The sequence below is a fragment of the Prauserella cavernicola genome (assembly GCF_016595675.1).
Classification (GTDB): Bacteria; Actinomycetota; Actinomycetes; order Mycobacteriales; family Pseudonocardiaceae; genus Prauserella_A; species Prauserella_A cavernicola.
In genome coordinates, this window is sequence record NZ_JAENJH010000003.1 from 186,015 (window position 1) to 201,911 (window position 15,897).

Annotated in this window: 17 protein-coding genes, 1 tRNA gene and 1 pseudogene; 11 read left to right on the forward strand and 8 right to left on the reverse strand. The window is 67.9% G+C overall.

The window, feature by feature from the left end; translation table 11 throughout:
• Positions 1 to 78: 78 nt before the first annotated feature.
• The 4 genes from JHE00_RS14180 to JHE00_RS14195 form a co-directional block, all read right to left on the reverse strand.
• Complete coding sequence (locus JHE00_RS14180; RefSeq protein WP_200318529.1) at positions 79 to 570, reverse strand: pyridoxamine 5'-phosphate oxidase family protein; 492 nt, start codon at positions 568 to 570, stop codon at positions 79 to 81.
• A gap of 202 nt (positions 571 to 772) precedes the next feature.
• Entirely contained in the window at positions 773 to 2,806 is a 2,034-nt protein-coding gene (locus JHE00_RS14185; RefSeq protein WP_200318530.1) for a WXG100 family type VII secretion target, read from the reverse strand.
• On the reverse strand, positions 2,803 to 3,117 hold the full coding sequence (locus JHE00_RS14190; RefSeq protein ID WP_200318531.1) for a hypothetical protein: 315 nt from the start codon (positions 3,115 to 3,117) through the stop codon (positions 2,803 to 2,805). Before JHE00_RS14190 ends, JHE00_RS14185 begins: the two co-directional genes overlap by 4 nt.
• A gap of 12 nt (positions 3,118 to 3,129) precedes the next feature.
• Positions 3,130 to 3,684 carry a YbaB/EbfC family nucleoid-associated protein gene (locus tag JHE00_RS14195; RefSeq protein ID WP_372440451.1) on the reverse strand — a complete coding sequence of 185 codons (555 nt, stop codon included), beginning with the start codon at positions 3,682 to 3,684 and terminating at the stop codon, positions 3,130 to 3,132.
• A gap of 641 nt (positions 3,685 to 4,325) precedes the next feature.
• On the opposite strand from JHE00_RS14195, the gene JHE00_RS14200 reads away from it, so the two are divergent.
• Positions 4,326 to 4,583: a helix-turn-helix transcriptional regulator gene (locus tag JHE00_RS14200; RefSeq protein ID WP_200318532.1), complete on the forward strand. Its 258-nt coding sequence runs from the start codon at positions 4,326 to 4,328 to the stop codon at positions 4,581 to 4,583.
• 65 nt (positions 4,584 to 4,648) lie between these two features.
• The gene (locus JHE00_RS14205) at positions 4,649 to 5,227 is read left to right on the forward strand and encodes a class I SAM-dependent methyltransferase (protein WP_200319247.1); all 579 of its coding nucleotides are present in this window, start codon (positions 4,649 to 4,651) and stop codon (positions 5,225 to 5,227) included.
• A gap of 276 nt (positions 5,228 to 5,503) precedes the next feature.
• Here JHE00_RS14205 and JHE00_RS14210 read toward each other — a convergent pair whose 3' ends face one another.
• Positions 5,504 to 5,848, reverse strand: a complete 345-nt coding sequence (locus tag JHE00_RS14210; RefSeq protein WP_200318533.1) for an ArsR/SmtB family transcription factor — start codon at positions 5,846 to 5,848, stop codon at positions 5,504 to 5,506.
• 64 nt (positions 5,849 to 5,912) lie between these two features.
• Between JHE00_RS14210 and JHE00_RS14215 the strand changes: the two are divergent.
• Positions 5,913 to 6,970 (forward strand): annotated as a pseudogene (locus JHE00_RS14215) (SDR family oxidoreductase).
• A 175-nt stretch (positions 6,971 to 7,145) separates the two neighbouring features.
• Here the strand turns inward: JHE00_RS14215 and JHE00_RS14220 are convergent.
• Positions 7,146 to 7,218: transfer RNA gene (locus JHE00_RS14220), tRNA-Arg, on the reverse strand.
• Between the two features lie 161 nt (positions 7,219 to 7,379).
• On the opposite strand from JHE00_RS14220, the gene JHE00_RS14225 reads away from it, so the two are divergent.
• From JHE00_RS14225 to JHE00_RS14260, 8 genes are all read left to right on the forward strand, one after another.
• The gene (locus tag JHE00_RS14225) at positions 7,380 to 8,030 is read left to right on the forward strand and encodes a response regulator (protein WP_200318534.1); all 651 of its coding nucleotides are present in this window, start codon (positions 7,380 to 7,382) and stop codon (positions 8,028 to 8,030) included.
• Positions 8,031 to 8,085: 55 nt separating this feature from the next.
• Positions 8,086 to 8,781, forward strand: coding sequence for a response regulator transcription factor (locus tag JHE00_RS14230; protein ID WP_200318535.1), 696 nt, complete (start codon positions 8,086 to 8,088; stop codon positions 8,779 to 8,781).
• Between the two features lie 104 nt (positions 8,782 to 8,885).
• Positions 8,886 to 10,214, forward strand: a complete 1,329-nt coding sequence (locus tag JHE00_RS14235; protein ID WP_200319249.1) for a HAMP domain-containing sensor histidine kinase — start codon at positions 8,886 to 8,888, stop codon at positions 10,212 to 10,214.
• A 71-nt stretch (positions 10,215 to 10,285) separates the two neighbouring features.
• Positions 10,286 to 11,083: a DeoR/GlpR family DNA-binding transcription regulator gene (locus JHE00_RS14240; protein ID WP_200318536.1), complete on the forward strand. Its 798-nt coding sequence runs from the start codon at positions 10,286 to 10,288 to the stop codon at positions 11,081 to 11,083.
• Positions 11,080 to 12,165, forward strand: coding sequence for a galactose-1-phosphate uridylyltransferase (galT, locus tag JHE00_RS14245; protein ID WP_200318537.1), 1,086 nt, complete (start codon positions 11,080 to 11,082; stop codon positions 12,163 to 12,165). Before JHE00_RS14240 ends, galT begins: the two co-directional genes overlap by 4 nt.
• A 68-nt stretch (positions 12,166 to 12,233) precedes the next feature.
• Positions 12,234 to 13,562: a S1C family serine protease gene (locus JHE00_RS14250; protein WP_200318538.1), complete on the forward strand. Its 1,329-nt coding sequence runs from the start codon at positions 12,234 to 12,236 to the stop codon at positions 13,560 to 13,562.
• 410 nt (positions 13,563 to 13,972) lie between these two features.
• Positions 13,973 to 14,473, forward strand: a complete 501-nt coding sequence (locus JHE00_RS14255; protein ID WP_200318539.1) for a MogA/MoaB family molybdenum cofactor biosynthesis protein — start codon at positions 13,973 to 13,975, stop codon at positions 14,471 to 14,473.
• Positions 14,474 to 14,487: 14 nt separating this feature from the next.
• Positions 14,488 to 14,667, forward strand: a complete 180-nt coding sequence (locus JHE00_RS14260) for a hypothetical protein (RefSeq protein ID WP_200318540.1) — start codon at positions 14,488 to 14,490, stop codon at positions 14,665 to 14,667.
• A gap of 21 nt (positions 14,668 to 14,688) precedes the next feature.
• Here JHE00_RS14260 and mscL read toward each other — a convergent pair whose 3' ends face one another.
• Positions 14,689 to 15,090, reverse strand: coding sequence for a large-conductance mechanosensitive channel protein MscL (gene mscL / locus JHE00_RS14265; protein WP_200318541.1), 402 nt, complete (start codon positions 15,088 to 15,090; stop codon positions 14,689 to 14,691).
• 30 nt (positions 15,091 to 15,120) lie between these two features.
• A complete protein-coding gene (locus JHE00_RS14270) occupies positions 15,121 to 15,774 on the reverse strand; it encodes an RcpC/CpaB family pilus assembly protein (protein ID WP_200318542.1) in 654 nt (217 codons plus the stop codon).
• Positions 15,775 to 15,897: the final 123 nt, after the last annotated feature.

A 15,897-nucleotide genomic window follows, 5' to 3' on the forward strand; every position in this document is an offset into this window, starting at 1 on the left:
CCGATCGTGATCGATGTGCCCCATTCGGTCGCGACGAGTGGGCGCAACGATCCAGGACTGCTTCGCCCACCCGCGATGTCAGTGCTTGCGCACGACCCGCTCCGGCTCGCCGGGCTTCCACACGGTGATGTCGAGGTGACCGTCACCGACCTCCACGGACGACCCGCCGACGATGTCGGCTTCGTAGAAGGTGTCGAACTCCTGCCCGCGCAGGTCGAAGCCCGTTTCGTCGTAGAGCGCGGTGGCCCAGCGCTGGTGCAGTGCGGGATCGCGCACGTCGTGCACGGTGCCCCAGAGCTTCGCGTCGCCCTCAGTGACCTGCGGATCGGCGGTGGCGGTGTGCAGGCAGAACCGCGGATCACGTGCGAGGTCCTTGAACTTGGTGGTGCCGGGCATGCCGACCAGCCACAGCCTGCCTTCGAACAACCGCGGCTCGAGCGGACTGATCCTGGGGAACCCGTCGGAGCGCAACGTCGCGAGCATGCAGAGGTTGCCGGTGGCGGAATGCCGTCGCGCGAAGATCTCGGAGATCCGAGGTGCGGCGGCTGCGAACTCGGTCCAGGTGGTCATGCCCTCTGACGCTACGAGCAAACCCTGCCAACGGCTGTCATGGTTTTGTGGCGGGGCAGATCGAGTCGGGACGCGTTGGCCAGGTAACCCGGACGTCCAACGCGCCGATTCCGTTCAGCGCTGGACGAGTGGTGGAACAGAGGGTGCCCCGCGTTCGGGTGGGCGGGTGCGGGTCTCCGAAGACACCCGCACCCGCCACCCGTTACGCGTTGTCGCCCCTCCATTCCTCGGGGAAAACGCCTCCGTTGTCCATGGCGGGGAACACACCGAACCGGAAGAAGTCGATCGTGCCCTTCGTGGCCAACCCTGTTGGGCTGTGGGTCAAATCGGTGACCGTCTTGATGCCGTTCTCAATCTTGTCAGCGATGTCCTTGCCCCACTTGTCCTCGATCAGGTTGGGGGTCCCGTTCATGTTCTTCAGGAAATCGTCCATTTTCTTCCCGAAGTTGTCGATCTGATCGGGTGTGAGCGCGTCGCCGTGATCAGACGAGTACTTCTTCAGGCCGTCCATGAACAGGTCACGAGTTTTTTGCGGACTGTCCCAGATCCAGGACTTTTTGTCGCCATCACCGTTCTGGCCGTCGCGGTCGCCGCCTTGGCCGCCGTCTTGGTTGCCGTCGCGGTCGCCGCCTTGGCCGCCGTCTTGGTTGCCGTCGCGGTCGCCGCCTTGGCCGCCGTCTTGGTTGCCGTCGCGGTCGCCGCCTTGGCCGCCGTCTTGGTTGCCGTCGCGGTCGCCGCCTTGGCCGCCGTCTTGGTTGCCGTCGCGGTCGCCGCCTTGGCCGCCGCCCTGGCCGCCGCCCTGGCCGCCGCCGTCCTGACTGCCGCCGTTTCCATTCGGACTGCTGTCGCCGGGGCCGTTGCCGCCACCCGACGTACCACCTCCGCCACCTGAGGGCGATGAGCCTGGGCCTGCGTTGGGGTCCCAGTCCTTGATGCCCGAGTTGGGGTCCCAGTCCTTGATGCCGGCGTTTGGATCCCAGTCCTTGATGCCCGAGTTCGGGTCCCAGTCCTTGCCCCCGGAACCGCCTGATCCGCCATTGCCATCGAGTGTCGATGAAATGCTTCCGCCGCCATCGGGAGACGTGTCACCTCCCGGTGGAGGTGGGGGTGTGCGTGTGGGAGGCGGGGGTACTGCGTCGCCGCTGGTGCCGCCACCGCCGCCGCCGTCGGGGGTGCTGTTGCCGGGTGGAGGTGGGGGTGTGCGTGTGGGAGGCGGGGGTACTGCGTCGCCGCTGGTGCCGCCACCGCCGCCGCCGTCGGGGGTGCTGTTGCCGCCCTGGCCGCCACCTCCGCCGCCACTGCCGTTGGCACCACTCATCTCCGGTGCCTCACCGGTGCTTTCATTCGGCTGACGTCCGCCGCCGCCACCGCCGCCACTGCCACCGCCGGTGGGCGCGGAGTTGCCTCCGGCCCTGCCAACATCGTCCCCCACGCCCTTGGTGGCGTTCGCGACGTCGTCCGAGCCCTTCGCAGCGGACTGAAGGCTTTTGGTCAGCTTGGTGATGTGAATGCCGATCTTGCTCAGAGCCACTACGACAGTCGCTCCGACGGTGCCGAGGAAGATGGGGACCGAGGCGCCGAAGGTGACCGGCATGGCCGCGAGCGCGGCCAGTGCCCCGGCGACAATGCCGCCGAGGATGCCGGCGATGAGGTCACGGATGATCCCTCGGACGGCGCCGATGACGGCACCGCAGATCGACATGGTCTCGCTCGTGGACGCGAGGGACTTGCCCAGTGCTTCCAGGGCTTTGGCAAGGTCGTCCGTGACCGCTTTGTACTCTTCCGCGGCCTTGCCCTTCCACGTTTCCATGAACTTGCCCAGGTCGGTCTTGAGATCCTGGACCCAGCCGTCTACTTTTTCCTTCTCCTTGTCGAGGGCGTCCGTAGCGGTCGAGATGCCCTCGGGGTCACCCGCCAAAAGGTCGAGTGGGACACGAAACGGTGTGACGTGCTCGATGAGCCAGCCGATCCCGGCGGCGAACACGGTGCCGAGCGGATCGATGACCAGACCAAGAACGTCGAAGGCGAGACCTGCGCCCGCGACGCCCATCATCACCTGGTCCTGGTCCTGGACGGCGCCCTGCAGGACATCGATGGTGTTACCGATGCCGAGCCCGTTGGTACGGGTGTCGTCGCTGGTGATCAGATCTTTCGGGTCGTGCCAGATGTCGCCCTTCGAATACGTGTCGTTGTCGGAGTAGTCGTTCGTGTCCTTGTCTTCTTCGGTCTCGCTCATACCTTGTACTCCGACAACCTGGTCGCCACGTCATCTTCCTGGGCTTGGTAAGTCTCGAGTGTCTTGTCCAGCTTGTCTTTGTGCTTCTGGATTGCTTCGCTGTACTTGTCGAACGCTTGCCCTGTCATGTCGCAGGCGCTGCTCGCGGCCGCGCCGATGATCTGGCCAGCGAGGACGCCGAACAGGCCCGGATCGGCGACCATGCCGCCAACGAGGTCTCCGGTGCTTTTTGTATTGTCCGCGAGCTGGTTCAGCTTCTTGCCGAACTCGTCGAAGGCATCTTCGTCGTCGACCCTGTATCCGTCGTTCACCAGGGGTTCACCTCAATCGTCTCCATCGTCATGGGCAGGGCGGCGCCGGGTTGCGGGCCGCGACACCGGTGGCGGTGTCGCGGGTGGGTTCGGTGGTGCCGGCGGCTGCTTGGGCTCGGGGTTCTCGACGAACTTGTTCTGGTCCACGTCACCGTCGTCGGCCGACGGGTCAGGAGGGAGGAAGCCCCTCTTCATGTCCAGTACCTCGCCGCTGCCCATGATGGACTCCACCGATGCCGCCACGGCATGTGCGGTCTGGCTCTGGGCCTGTCGCACGGTGTCCATAATGGTCGCTGTCAGCCTCGCTTCCCCCAGCTCACAAGCTCGCTTGCCGAGCTGGATATTGCGCAGCCCGCCGTTCGGCTCCAGCGAAACCGTGACAGAGCTGTCTCGCGACGTCACAGTCGCCGCCGCAGCGGCAAGAGTGTCCTGCAACGTCGATGCGCGCTCCTGTATTTCGCTGGCTTGCCGTCGAGATAGTGCTGGAGGTCCTCGCCTGGCCTCAGATTCGGCTCCACGCCTTGCTCCTTGAATACGCCGTGCCGGTCGCCGGCACGGCACCCCCACGCGGTCCCGTGAGCGGATCTGTACTTCCGCTCACATGAGCAACACCCACCCGCGCCGCCGCTGACGTGATGAGACGCCCGTTCCGTTGAGGAGGCGATCATGCCGAGGTGCCCAACGTATCTTTTCCTCGAGCATGGGTCCAGACAACCGTGGGGGCTAGAACGTGCCCAAAATGCCTGCTCAGATGAGCGCTTGGGTAGCAGGTCTACGAGGTCGCCTCGATTCTGGATCGCAGCCGTTCGTCGGCGCAAAGACACGGCCTGAGCACTCCGGCCGTAGAGGGTGGGCGGCACGACGTTGACCTGATCGAACTGAACGCGGTGTCCGGCGGCATCGCCTCGTGCACCTCGACCCGCGGACTCCGCCGTGGTCACGACAGTCCACTAAGGATATTCAGTACTGTGTCCTCAGCTTCCCTGCGTGCGCGCTGAGACGTGGTTCCAGCCGGATGCTCGCGGCAACGGCGGCGAGGGCAGCCCACATGGCGGCCGATCCAGCGCTGCAAGGAGCGGTCAGGCTGCTCGCCAACGAGTCCGGAAACGGACAGCCGGGGTCTCGATCAGTCGCCATCAGGTTGACAGAGGCGCCGGTCCTGGCTGACGGCGCTTCGCGACCCGCGGATCGGCGCAACCCTGTCGCTGATGCACGAGACGCCCGAGCGGGTGTGGAGCGTGGAAAGCGTGGCTAGCGAGATCGCCATGTCACGCCCCGCGTTCGCGCACCGTTTCAAGTCCGTCGTGGGCACGACCCCGCCGGCCTACCTCTCGGGGATCCGGCTCGACCGTGCGGCGCGGTTCCTGCGCGACCCGGACGATTCGGAGTTCACGTTCTCGCGCGAGCGCGGCATCGCTCCCGGTCGCTACCGGCGAACGTCGATCGCAGTATCCTCTTCTCGGTGACCGAATCCTCCGCCTTGCACGACACCAAGGTCGCCTACGACGCCGTCGCGGGGCTCTACGCCGAAATGTTCACCAACGCGCTCGAGACCCTGCCGTTGGAGCGGGCCATGCTGGGCGCGTTCGCCGAACTCGTGCAGGCCCAGGACGCCGGACCGGTCGCCGATCTCGGATGTGGACCCGGCCATTTGACCGCACACCTGAACGAGCTCGGACAGAACACCTTCGGCATCGACCTGTCCTCCGAGATGATCGCCCTGGCCCGCCAAGCCCATCCCGAACTGCGGTTCGACGAGGGGTCGATGGCCGCCCTGGACCTCCCCGACGGAGCTCTCGGCGGCATTCTCGCGTTCTACTCCGTCATCCACACCCCACCGCGGCAGCTGCCGGCCGTGTTCACCGAGTTCCACCGAGTGCTGGCGCCGGGCGGCTACCTGCTGCTCGGGTTCTTCGCCGGCGACGATCCGCTGCCGCAGGAATTCGACCACAAGGTCGCGCTCGCCTATCGGTGGTCGCCCGACAGCCTCGCGGACCTGTTGCGCGAGGCCGGGTTCGTCGATGTCGCCCGCTTGGTGCGCGAGCCCCATGAGAACGAGCGACAGTTCCAGGGGGCCCAGCTGCTGGTCCGCAAGCCCCAGGCAAGCTGATCGTATCCGGCGACCGACCACAATGGACGAAAGTTCGCCGGCGACCACGGCGAGCTTCACGCCTAGCGGTTTGGGTTCTGGAGTGCTAACCGCATCCGCTGACTTCCCGCCATACCGACGACGACATGCTGTACTGGCGCGTCCAGTTGCGCGCCGACGACGATAGCGCTGAGCCACCGTAGATCGAGCACGCTCCCGCAGGCCGCAGTCACCGCGGCTAATTGGCGGCGAACGCCGTCATGCTGCAAATGCGCCATGCATCCGAGCCGGCGTCGCTCAGAGGCTGGCGCCGAGGAGTTCGGGCAGCGCGGCGATGCGTTTCTGGTTACGTCGGTAGTAGGTCCATTGACCGATTCGGGTGCTCTCGACCAGGTCGGCACGCTGCAGCACGGACATGTACTGCGATGCGGTGGACTGGGAGACCCCGGCCTTCTCCTGGATCTGCTTCACGCACACCCCGACCTCCTCCATCGGGTCGGCTTGCGGTGCGAAGTGGTCGGATGGGTCGCGCAGCCAGCCCATGATCTGCAAGCGCGTGGGGTTGGCCAGCGCTTTGCACACCTCCAGCAGGTCGTCCAGCTCAGCGTTGCTCACGGTCCGAGTATATCGGGGTATCGGCATGTCTCGATGTGGCGTGCTAAATTGGCAAATCGAAACATTGCGATATGACGATCGGAGATCGAAGTTGTCGGACAACGTGGCGTTGGTCGTGGGAGCCCGTGGAGTGATCGGAGGCAACCTTGTCAACTACCTGGAGAAGCTGGGCGGCTGGCAGGTGATCGGCCTGTCCCGGCGAGGAGGCGACTCGTCGGAGCGGGTGCGGCACGTCAGCGTGGACCTCCTCGACGCGACGACACGCGAACGAAGCTCGCCGGCCTGGCGGACGTGACCCATGTGTTCTACGCCGCCTACCAGGATGCCCCGACGTTCGCGGGTTTGGTCGAGCCGAACCAGCGGATGCTGGTAAACGCGCTGGGGGCGATCGAGCCGGTGGCCGCGGGATTGCGGCATGTGCAGTTGATGTAGGGATACAAGGTCTACGGGGCGCATCTGGGGCCGTTCAAGACCCCGGCCCGCGAGAACGACCCGCCCCACATGCCGCCTGAGTTCAACGTCGAGCAGCAGACTTTCATCGAGCAGGCCCAGCAGGGCAAGGACTGGAGCTGGTCGGCGCTACGGCCGTCGGTGGTGTGCGGCGTCGCGCTCGGCATCCCGATGAACCTGACGATGGTCATCGCCGTCTACGCCACCATCTCCAAACACCTCGGCGTTCCCCTGCGCTTTCCTGGTAAGCCAGGTGCCTACCACTCGTTGATCGAGATGACGGACGCCGGGCTGCTCGCCGAAGCGATGGTGTGGGCGGCTACCGACCCTGCAGCCGCCAACCAGGCTTACAACATCAACAACGGTGATCTGTTCCGCTGGGAGGAGATGTGGCCCAAGATCGCCGACTACTTCGACCTTCCAATCGCACCCGGCCTGCCGGTCAGCCTCACCGCTGTCATGGCCGACAAGGAGTCGGCGTGGCAGGAGATAGTCGTCAAGCACGACTTGACGCCCACCCCGTATCAGGACGTGTCCTCCTGGGCGTTTGGTGACGCCGTGTTCTCGTGGGATTACGACCTCATCGCCGACGGGTCCAAGGCCCGCCACCACGGCTTCCACCGCTACGTCGACACGACCGAGATGTTCCCGCGCATCTTCGACAAGATGCGGGCACGCAAGATCATCCCGCCACGATGAATACCAGGCACGGCAATCACTCTGGCCTCGGCGCGGCTGCGACGGGCAGGCGGAACACACTCGGTACAACTCGCCGCAATCCACCGCTCTGAGGCGCACGCAACCGCACAAAGCAAAACCGCCCCTTGATCGCGTTATCGCTGGTCAAGGGGCGGTTTTGCAAGTTTTTGTGGTGCGCCCCCGGCAGGATTCGAACCTGCGACACCCGCTTTAGGAGAGCGGTGCTCTATCCCCTGAGCTACGAGGGCTGGACGTGCTCGTTGCCCTAGCTTAGCGGTCCGGTTGTCCCATGGGTGAAGCGGACCTTGACTACGGGCGCGTAGCTCATTGTAATACGCACACTACCAGTGGGTAACCACCCTTGGATGCGGTACGGACACCCCGTCCCGCCGGCTGCCGGAGGCTTCCGTTGATCAAGGTCATGTTCGCCGACGACGAGGAATTGGTGCGCTCGGGGCTGCGGGCCATGATGTCCGTGGCCCCGGACATCGAGGTCGTTGGCGAGGCCACTGACGGGCGATCGGCAGTCGAGGCCGCTCGACGCCTCCAGCCCGACGTCGCGCTGCTCGACATCAAGATGCGCGCGCCCGACGACGGCATCCGCGCGCTGCGCGCCATCCAGGCCCTGCCCACTCCTCCGAGTGTTGCGATGCTCACCACGTTCGATGTCGACTCCTACGTCAGCCTCGCGCTGCGGTTCGGCGCCAACGGGTTCCTGCTGAAGGACATCGAGCCCGCCGTGTTGGTGCGCGCCGTCCGCGACCTCTCCCGCGGCGGCGCCGTGCTCGACCCCAGCGTGGCAGCCCGCATGGTCAACGCGCACCGCACCGAACAGCAGGCCGCGGCGCCCGCCCGCAAGCAACTCGCCTCGCTCTCCGACCGCGAGCGGGAGGTCGTGGGGCTCATCGGCCAGGGGCTCTCCAACGCCGAGATCGGCGGGGCGCTGCACCTGTCTGAGGCCACCGTCAAGGGCTACGTGTCCGCGGTGCTGTCGAAGATCGGCGCGGCCAACCGCGTCCAGGCCGCCCTGCTCGCCTACCGCGGCGGACTCGTGGATTGACCCGTTCCGGGCTTGCGTTAAGGACAGTCTCAGCTCAAGCGGTAAGACTGTTCACATGCGCATTCTGGTTGTCGACGACGATCGGGCCGTCCGGGAGTCCCTGCGGCGGTCACTCGAGTTCAACGGCTACAAGGTCGACGTCGCCAGTGACGGAGCGCAGGCACTGGAGAAGGTGACCAGCGACCGTCCGGACGCGATGGTGCTCGACGTCATGATGCCAAGGCTCGACGGCCTCGAGGTCGCACGCAGGCTGCGCAGCACCGGCGACGACCTGCCGATTCTCGTGCTCACCGCGCGCGACACGGTGTCCGATCGCGTGTCCGGCCTCGACGCGGGTGCCGACGACTACCTGCCCAAGCCGTTCGCGCTCGAGGAGCTGCTCGCCAGACTCCGCGCGCTGCTGCGCCGGGCCAACGCCGAGGCGCAGGCCGCCGGTCAGCAGTCCGAGTCGCTCGAGTTCGCCGACCTGACCCTCGACCCTGGCACCCGCGAGGTCCGCAGGGGCGAGCGGTCCATCAGCCTCACGCGCACCGAGTTCGCCCTGCTCGAGCTGTTCCTGTCGTATCCGAAGCACGTGCTCACGCGTAGCCGCATCCTGGAGGAGGTGTGGGGTTACGACTTCCCGACCTCGGGCAACGCGCTGGAGGTCTACGTCGGCTACCTGCGCCGCAAGACCGAGGCCGAGGGTGAGTCCCGGCTGATCCACACGGTGCGTGGCGTCGGCTACGTGCTGCGGGAGACACCACCGTGACCGAAGCGCCACCCGTGTCCACCGGCACCGACGCGCCGCCGCCCGAGCCGAACGAGGAGCCGCAGCCCAAGAACGCTCGCCGGTTCTCGCTGCGCACGCGCGTGATGCTGCTCGCTGCCGTGTGCGTGGGCGCCGCCGTCGCGCTCGTCTCGCTGGTCGCGTTCCTGACCGTGCGGGGCAACCTCTACCAGCAGTTCGACAACAGCCTCATCCAGCGGGCCAACGCCGCGGTGAACAGCGTCCCGGTGCGCGCCCAGTTCAGCAGGGACGTGCCCTCCGCGCTGCTCGTGAGCAGTGACATCCAGATCGGGCTCCTGCAGTCGGGCGCCGGGCTCGCCTGGCCCGAACGCGGCGAGCCGCCACCCGTCGGGCAGTCGGAGGAGGCCGTGGCCAACGGCTCGTCCGACTCGTCGCTGCGCACCGATGCCGCCACCGACATGCGCGTGATCGCCTTGCCGTCCGGTCCCGGTCAGGCCCTGGTTCTCGCGCAATCGCTTGCTCCCACAAAGCAAACGCTTGCCGAGTTGAATCTCGTGCTGTTCCTCTTCGGCGGAGCGGGCATCGTCGTGGCCGCCGCGGCCGGTACTGCCGTGGCCCGCGCGGGTCTGCGCCCGGTCGAGCGGCTCACCTCGGCGACCGAACGGGTCGCGCGCACGATGGACCTGCGCCCGATTCCGGTGACCGGCGACGACGAGCTGTCGCGACTCACCCACAGCTTCAACACGATGCTGGCCGCCGTCGCCGACTCGCAGGAGCGGCAACGCCAGCTCGTCGCCGACGCGGGACACGAGCTGCGAACACCGCTGACGTCGCTGCGCACGAACCTGGAGCTGCTGCTCGCGGCGAGCCGGGAGGGTGCGCGGCCGCTCGCTCAACACGACCGCATGGAGATGGAGGCCGACATCAGTGGCCAGCTCGACGAGCTGACCCAGCTGATCGGCGACCTCGTGGAGCTCGCCCGCGAGAGCGAGCCGCGAGTCGAGAACGAGCGCGTGGACCTGGTCGAGGTCGTGGAGCGGGCGCTCGACCGCGCTCGGCGCAGGGCGGGGGAGACCGAGTTCGACGTGACGCTCGAACCCTGGGTGCTCGCAGGCGACCCCGCGATGCTGGAGCGTGCGGTTTTGAACCTGCTCGACAACGCCGTCAAGTTCTCGCCGGAGGGCTCCGCGGTGTGGTTGCGCCTGCGCTCGCTCGGCGACGGCACGGCCGTGATCGAGGTGTCCGATGCCGGTCCCGGCATCGCCGACGAGGACCTGCCCAAGGTGTTCGAGCGGTTCTACCGCTCCTCGGAAGCGCGCACACTGCCCGGCTCCGGGCTCGGGCTGGCGATCGTGAAACAGGCTGCGCAACGGCACGGCGGCGCTGTCTACGCCGGGCGCGCGGACGCGGGCGGCGCGTTGATGACCATCCGGTTGCCGGGAGTCCCAGGCTGACTTCTGTTTGGTCGTGTAGGATTTTGTGCGAAAACCTGTGTAATTCGGTCGCAGTTGCGGATGGAGTCAACGTGCTGGCGCGTCAGCGGCAAGCGGTCATCCTGGAGGAGGCGCGGCGGACCGGCGCGGTCAGGGTGAGCGATCTCGTGGACCAGCTCGGCGTCTCCGACATGACCGTGCGGCGGGACCTCGACGTCCTCGCCAGCCGCGGTCTCGTCGAGAAGGTCTACGGCGGCGCCACGTCCGTCAGCAGCCACAGCACCGACGAGCCCGGCTTCGAGGCCAAGTCGGTGCGCCAGCTCGAACAGAAGGAGGCCATCGCCTCCGTTGCCGCCGGGCTCGTGCGGCCCGGCACCGCGATCGGCATCTCGGCAGGCACCACCACCTGGACCCTCGCCCGCGCGCTCGACGCGATCCCGAGCCTGACGATCGTCACCAACTCCATCCAGGTCGCCGACGTCCTGCGCGCCTCGACGCAGCCCGACCGGACCGTGGTGCTCACCGGCGGTGTCCGTACTCCCTCCGACGCTCTGGTCGGCCCCGTCGCCGTGCAGAGCCTGCGCAGCCTGCATCTCGACCTCGTCTTCCTCGGGGTGCACGGCATGGCCGACGGTCCCGGCTTCACCACCCCGAACCTCACCGAGAGCGAGACCGACCGCGCGCTGGTGGAGGCCGGGCGCAGGCTCGTGGTGCTCGCCGACCACACCAAGTGGGGCACGGTCGGCATCTCGACCATCGCCGAACTCGCCGAGGCGAGCGTCGTGGTGAGTGATGACGAACTGCCGCAGGACGCGCGGCGCACCCTGTCCGAACACGTGGGAGAGCTCATGATCGCGCCGACGGCGGCCCCATCCGGAGCCGACGAGTGAACAAGACCGTTCGTCACCTCGCCGACGGCCGCGAGATCATCTACTTCGACGACAGCGAGAACGCACCACCCCGCGACGCGCAGGACGCCCGTGACCTGCCCGCCGTCGCGCCGGCGTCGGAGATCCGCTGCGACCCGCTGACCGGCGAGTGGGTGGCGATGGCCGCCCACCGGCAGACCCGCACCTACAAGCCGCCTGCCGACCTGTGCCCGCTCTGCCCCACCCGGCCCGGCAAGCCGAGCGAGGTTCCCGAAGCCTCCTACGACGTGGTGGTGTTCGAGAACAGGTTCCCCTCCTTCTCGCCGCACGTGACCGGTGAGCCGACCACTGTGGACGGAGCGGGACTCGTGCCTGTTGCTCCCGGCAGGGGGCGGTGTGAGGTCGTGTGCTTCACCAGCGACCACGAGCGATCGTTTCGCGAACTGAGCGAAGCGCGAGTGCGCACCGTCGTCGACGTGTGGGCCGACCGCACCGCGGCTCTGTCCGAACTGGACGGTGTGGAGCAGGTCTTTCCGTTCGAGAACCGGGGCGAGGAGATCGGCGTCACCCTGCACCACCCGCACGGCCAGATCTACGCCTACCCGTTCGTCACGCCGAGGACCGAGCGCATGCTCGCCACCGCGGCCGCGTACCGCGCCGAGCACGGCAGGCACGTGCTCGGCGATGTCCTGGCGGCCGAGCGCGCGGTGGGCACCCGCGTCGTCGCCGAGGGAGAGTTCTGGACCGCGTTCGTACCGCCTGCCGCGCGATGGCCCGTGCAGGTGCAGGTGGTGCCGCACCGGCAGGTGGGAGACCTGACCGAGCTCGACGACGCCGAGCGAGCCGACTTCGCCAGCGTCTACCTGCAGGTGCTGAAACGCTGTGACGCGCTCTACGACCGGCCCCTGCCCTACGTCGCGGGCTGGTACCAGGCGCCGAGGCGCCGCGACCGCGAGCTGTCGTGGCTGCACCTCGAGCTGTTCTCGGTACTGCGCGCCAAGGACAAGCTGAAATATCTCGCCGGTTCGGAGTCGGGCATGGCGGTGTGGGTCAACGACGCCAACCCCGAGCAGATCGCCGAACGGCTGCGGGCCGCTGCCTGATCGGCTCTCACGCCGTACCCACAGGCTGAGTTCAGCATGCTCTCAGGACTGTGGCGCATGATGGGGTTATGACCGAGAACGACCCTTCAGCTGCGGACAAGCCCGGCGCCTCGGGCACTGGAAGCCCGGAGCACGGTTGGCCGGCGCAGGACGCGCCCAACCCGTGGTCGGCTCAAGGCCAGGCGCAGCCCGGTTACCAGTACCCGGACACCCAGCAGCCCGCTCAGCAATCTCCCCAGCACGGCGTGCACGGTCCGTCCTACCCGACGGCCACCTATCCCATGCAGGGCGCGCAGCCCATGACCGCTGACCAGCAGAAGCGGAAGGGGACGGCCAAGCTCGTCGCCGGTGTCGCGGTGCTCGCGCTGCTGGTCGGAGGCGGTGCGGGCGCCGTGGGTGGCTACCTCGCGGGGGACAGCGGCAGCGATGGTGGTTCCGTCAACGCGCTCTCCGAGCCGCCGCCTTCCCAGCAGACCAGCAACGCGGCGCCGGGCACGGTCGAGTCCGCGTCGCAGAAGCTGATGCCGAGCGTGGTGCAGCTCCAGGTGGAGGGCCAGTCCGGCGCGGGTGAGGGCTCTGGCTTCATCATCAGCGACGACGGCTACATCCTCACCAACAACCACGTGGTCGAAGGCGCCGCCGACGGAGGCAAAGTGACCGTCGTCTTCCAGAACGGCGAGCGCACCGAAGCGTCCATCGTCGGCCGCGACCCGACAACCGACATCGCCGTGGTGCGCGCCGACAACGCCAGCAACCTCCCCGTGGTCGATCTCGGTCGCTCCGACGACCTGAAGGTGGGCCAGCAGGTGGTGGCCATCGGCTCGCCGTTCGAGCTGGCCGGAACGGTCACCTCGGGAATCGTCAGCTCGCTGCACCGGCCCGTCTCCGCGGGCGGATCCGGCGACCAGACCACCGTCATGGATGCGATCCAGACCGATGCCGCGATCAACCCCGGTAACTCGGGTGGTCCGCTGGCCAACATGTCCGGCCAGGTCATCGGCATCAACTCGGTGATCTACAGCCCGCAGTCGGCCTCCGGCGGCGAGGGTGGCAACGTCGGCATCGGCTTCGCCATCCCGATCGACCAGGCACGGCGCACCGCCGACGACATCATCCAGAACGGCCACGCCACGCAGACCTACATCGGCGCGACCGTGGGCGACGCGCCCGAGGGTGGAGCGGCGATCGGCGAGGTCATGCCGGGCAGCCCGTCCGAGAAGGCGGGCCTCAAGGCGGGCGACGTGGTCACCAAGTTCGACGACCGCGCGGTCGAGGACGCCAACGCGCTGGTCGCGGCTGTCCGAACCAGGGCGCCGGGCGAGCAGGTCACGCTCACGCTGAAGAACAACAAGACGATCGAGGTGACGCTCGGCGGTCAGCCGGTGCCGGGTAACTGACCCAAAACGCTCGGCCGCTGCGACGGTCGAGACCAACTCCGGACGCCTTTGTCAGCGAGCCGGACCTCCAGAGCCACGCGCAACCGGGACCTCGTGCCCGGTTGCGCGTGGTCATGTCGGGACCGGGACCGCGATCCGGACGAACCGCATCTTTGCCCGATGCCGTCCACATCGGACCTCGGCCGCCTCAATCCGCGGATGATCATGGCGCCTGATCCGTGCGCGGCGCTCAGCGCGCCGCAGACGCCTGTCGTTCGGCGCCGGGCGCCTCGGGATCGGAGCCGACTCGAAGGCTCGTCTGAAGCCACTCAGGCTCCGGCCGGGGTCACCTGTGCCCGCGACTCCCTTGCACTGCTGATGGTGGGTGAGTCACCAGCGCGCGGGCACCGCGCTCTACTACGGTGGTGCACATGGAACGGAGTGCACAGCGGCTCGGCCGCGCTCTCGTGGTGATCGTGGACGACCGCGCGGCTCAGGGGGAGAACGAGGACACCGCCGGCCCCTTGGTGACCGAACTGCTCGAAGAGGCCGCGTTCATCGTCGACGGGACCGTCGTGGTGCGTGCGGACCCGGTGGAGATCCGCAACGCGCTCAACACCGCCGTGATCGGCGGCGTCGACCTGGTGATCACGGTCGGCGGCACCGGCGTCTCGCCTCGCGACGTGACCCCGGACGCGACCGCGGGCGTGCTCGATCGGCCCATTCCGGGCATCGGCGAAGCGCTGCGTTCCTCCGGCCTCGCCGCGGGCGCCATCGACGCAGGTATCTCCCGCGGACTCGTCGGCGTCTCGGGCAGCACCCTCGTGGTCAACCTCGCGGGCTCGCGCGCGGCGGTCCGCGACGGCATGGCGATCCTGTCGTCCATGCTCCCGTTCGTCATCGGCGAGCTCTCCGGGCTCGACGACAACTGACCGGACCCTCAGCCGTGCCCGAGCACGAGGCCGACCAGCCTCCCGAGACACCTCGTCGATCCCGCAAGAGGATCGACGAGGTGTTCGGGGACGTCCTTCCCGAGACGACCTCGGACGAGCGCGATCCCAAACCCACGGGCCCGGCGTCCGACGACTGGTACCTCGAGAACCGGCCACCTCACCACGACCGGTAGACGCCGGCCGGGCGCAGCACCTCAGTCGCGGATGCGCTGCTCGCGCAGCAGGTCCCGGATCTCGGTGAGCAGCTCCGTGTCGGTCGGCTCGGCCGGACCGGCCTCCTGCCCGCGCTTGCGCCGCTCCTGGATCTTCTGCAGCGGCATGACCAGCAAGAAGTAGACGACTCCCGCGATGATCAGGAAGTTGATCCCCGCGTTGATCACCGTTCCGAAGTCGAGGAACGTCGAATCGTTGCCGCTCAGCACGTTGAACCCGAGACCGTTGGCAGCCTCGCTGCCACCGATCGTGTTGATCAGCGGCTTGATCAGACCGTCGGTGAACGCCGTGACGATCGCGGTGAACGCCGTGCCGATGACGACCGCCACCGCGAGCTCGACGACGTTGCCGCGCATCAGGAAGTCCTTGAAGCCCTTCAGCACGCGTGCACTCCCTTCCACTTAGGACACCAGCTAGCGGAGGGTAACGGTGACGGGTTGGCCGAGCGACACCGCCGCCAGGTGCGCGGCGACGTCCTCCGGAGCGGCCAGTAGCACGAGCGGCGCCTCGTCGGAGCCGAGCGGACCGTCCCGCTGCCACGCCTGCTCGCCGGCGACCGTGAGCACCGTGGCGTTACTGGCCAGCACCTTTTCGGCCTGCTCGGCCGCGCCGACCGTCACGACGTCCACCCGGGTGCCCGGCTGGAGCAGGCCTGCGACGCCCGAATCGGCCAGTCGCACGGGCACCGTCGCCGTGCCCGGCGGTGCACTGCGCTCGCCGATGAGCCGGGCATCGGTGAGAGGTTCACCCGACCGAGCGACTCCCATGAGCTGTTTCCCGTTTACCTGCGCCGGGTCGGTGAGCGCGCCGTCCGGGCGCAGCGAATCGGGAACGTGGGCTGTTCGCACATCGGCGGGCCGCAACGTGGAGCCGAGCGGGAGATCGCGAGCGGTGACGAGAAGTGGGCCGCCGGACTCACCGCCTGCCGCGGCGGGACGCGCTGCGAGCGCGACGGCGAGGACGAACAACGCGGCGGCCAGCGCTCGCCGTACGAGTGTGGCCGGATGGCCCCGCAGCAGCGGCCGGAGCCGGTGGAGCCAGCGGCGTGCCGAAGGTGGGTGGTTCACTGCCGTCCCCCATCGTCCGGGCGGAGGGCGGCGGTTCCGCCCTCGACCCGTTCGACGCTAGGAGTGCCCGCCGATCGCGGGGAAGCAGCAGTTCACGAACCTGTGGACAACAGGGTCGATGTG

Bases quoted from the DNA above. Each gene is read 5' to 3' on its own strand.
- JHE00_RS14180 (WP_200318529.1), bottom strand. From the start codon at position 570: ATGACCACCTGGACCGAGTTCGCAGCCGCCGCACCTCGGATCTCCGAG.
- JHE00_RS14185 (WP_200318530.1), bottom strand. From the start codon at position 2,806: ATGAGCGAGACCGAAGAAGACAAGGACACGAACGACTACTCCGACAAC.
- JHE00_RS14200 (WP_200318532.1), top strand. From the start codon at position 4,326: ATGCACGAGACGCCCGAGCGGGTGTGGAGCGTGGAAAGCGTGGCTAGC.
- JHE00_RS14205 (WP_200319247.1), top strand. From the start codon at position 4,649: ATGTTCACCAACGCGCTCGAGACCCTGCCGTTGGAGCGGGCCATGCTG.
- JHE00_RS14210 (WP_200318533.1), bottom strand. From the start codon at position 5,848: ATGCCGATACCCCGATATACTCGGACCGTGAGCAACGCTGAGCTGGAC.
- JHE00_RS14230 (WP_200318535.1), top strand. From the start codon at position 8,086: ATGCGCATTCTGGTTGTCGACGACGATCGGGCCGTCCGGGAGTCCCTG.
- JHE00_RS14235 (WP_200319249.1), top strand. From the start codon at position 8,886: ATGCTGCTCGCTGCCGTGTGCGTGGGCGCCGCCGTCGCGCTCGTCTCG.
- JHE00_RS14250 (WP_200318538.1), top strand. From the start codon at position 12,234: ATGACCGAGAACGACCCTTCAGCTGCGGACAAGCCCGGCGCCTCGGGC.
- JHE00_RS14255 (WP_200318539.1), top strand. From the start codon at position 13,973: ATGGAACGGAGTGCACAGCGGCTCGGCCGCGCTCTCGTGGTGATCGTG.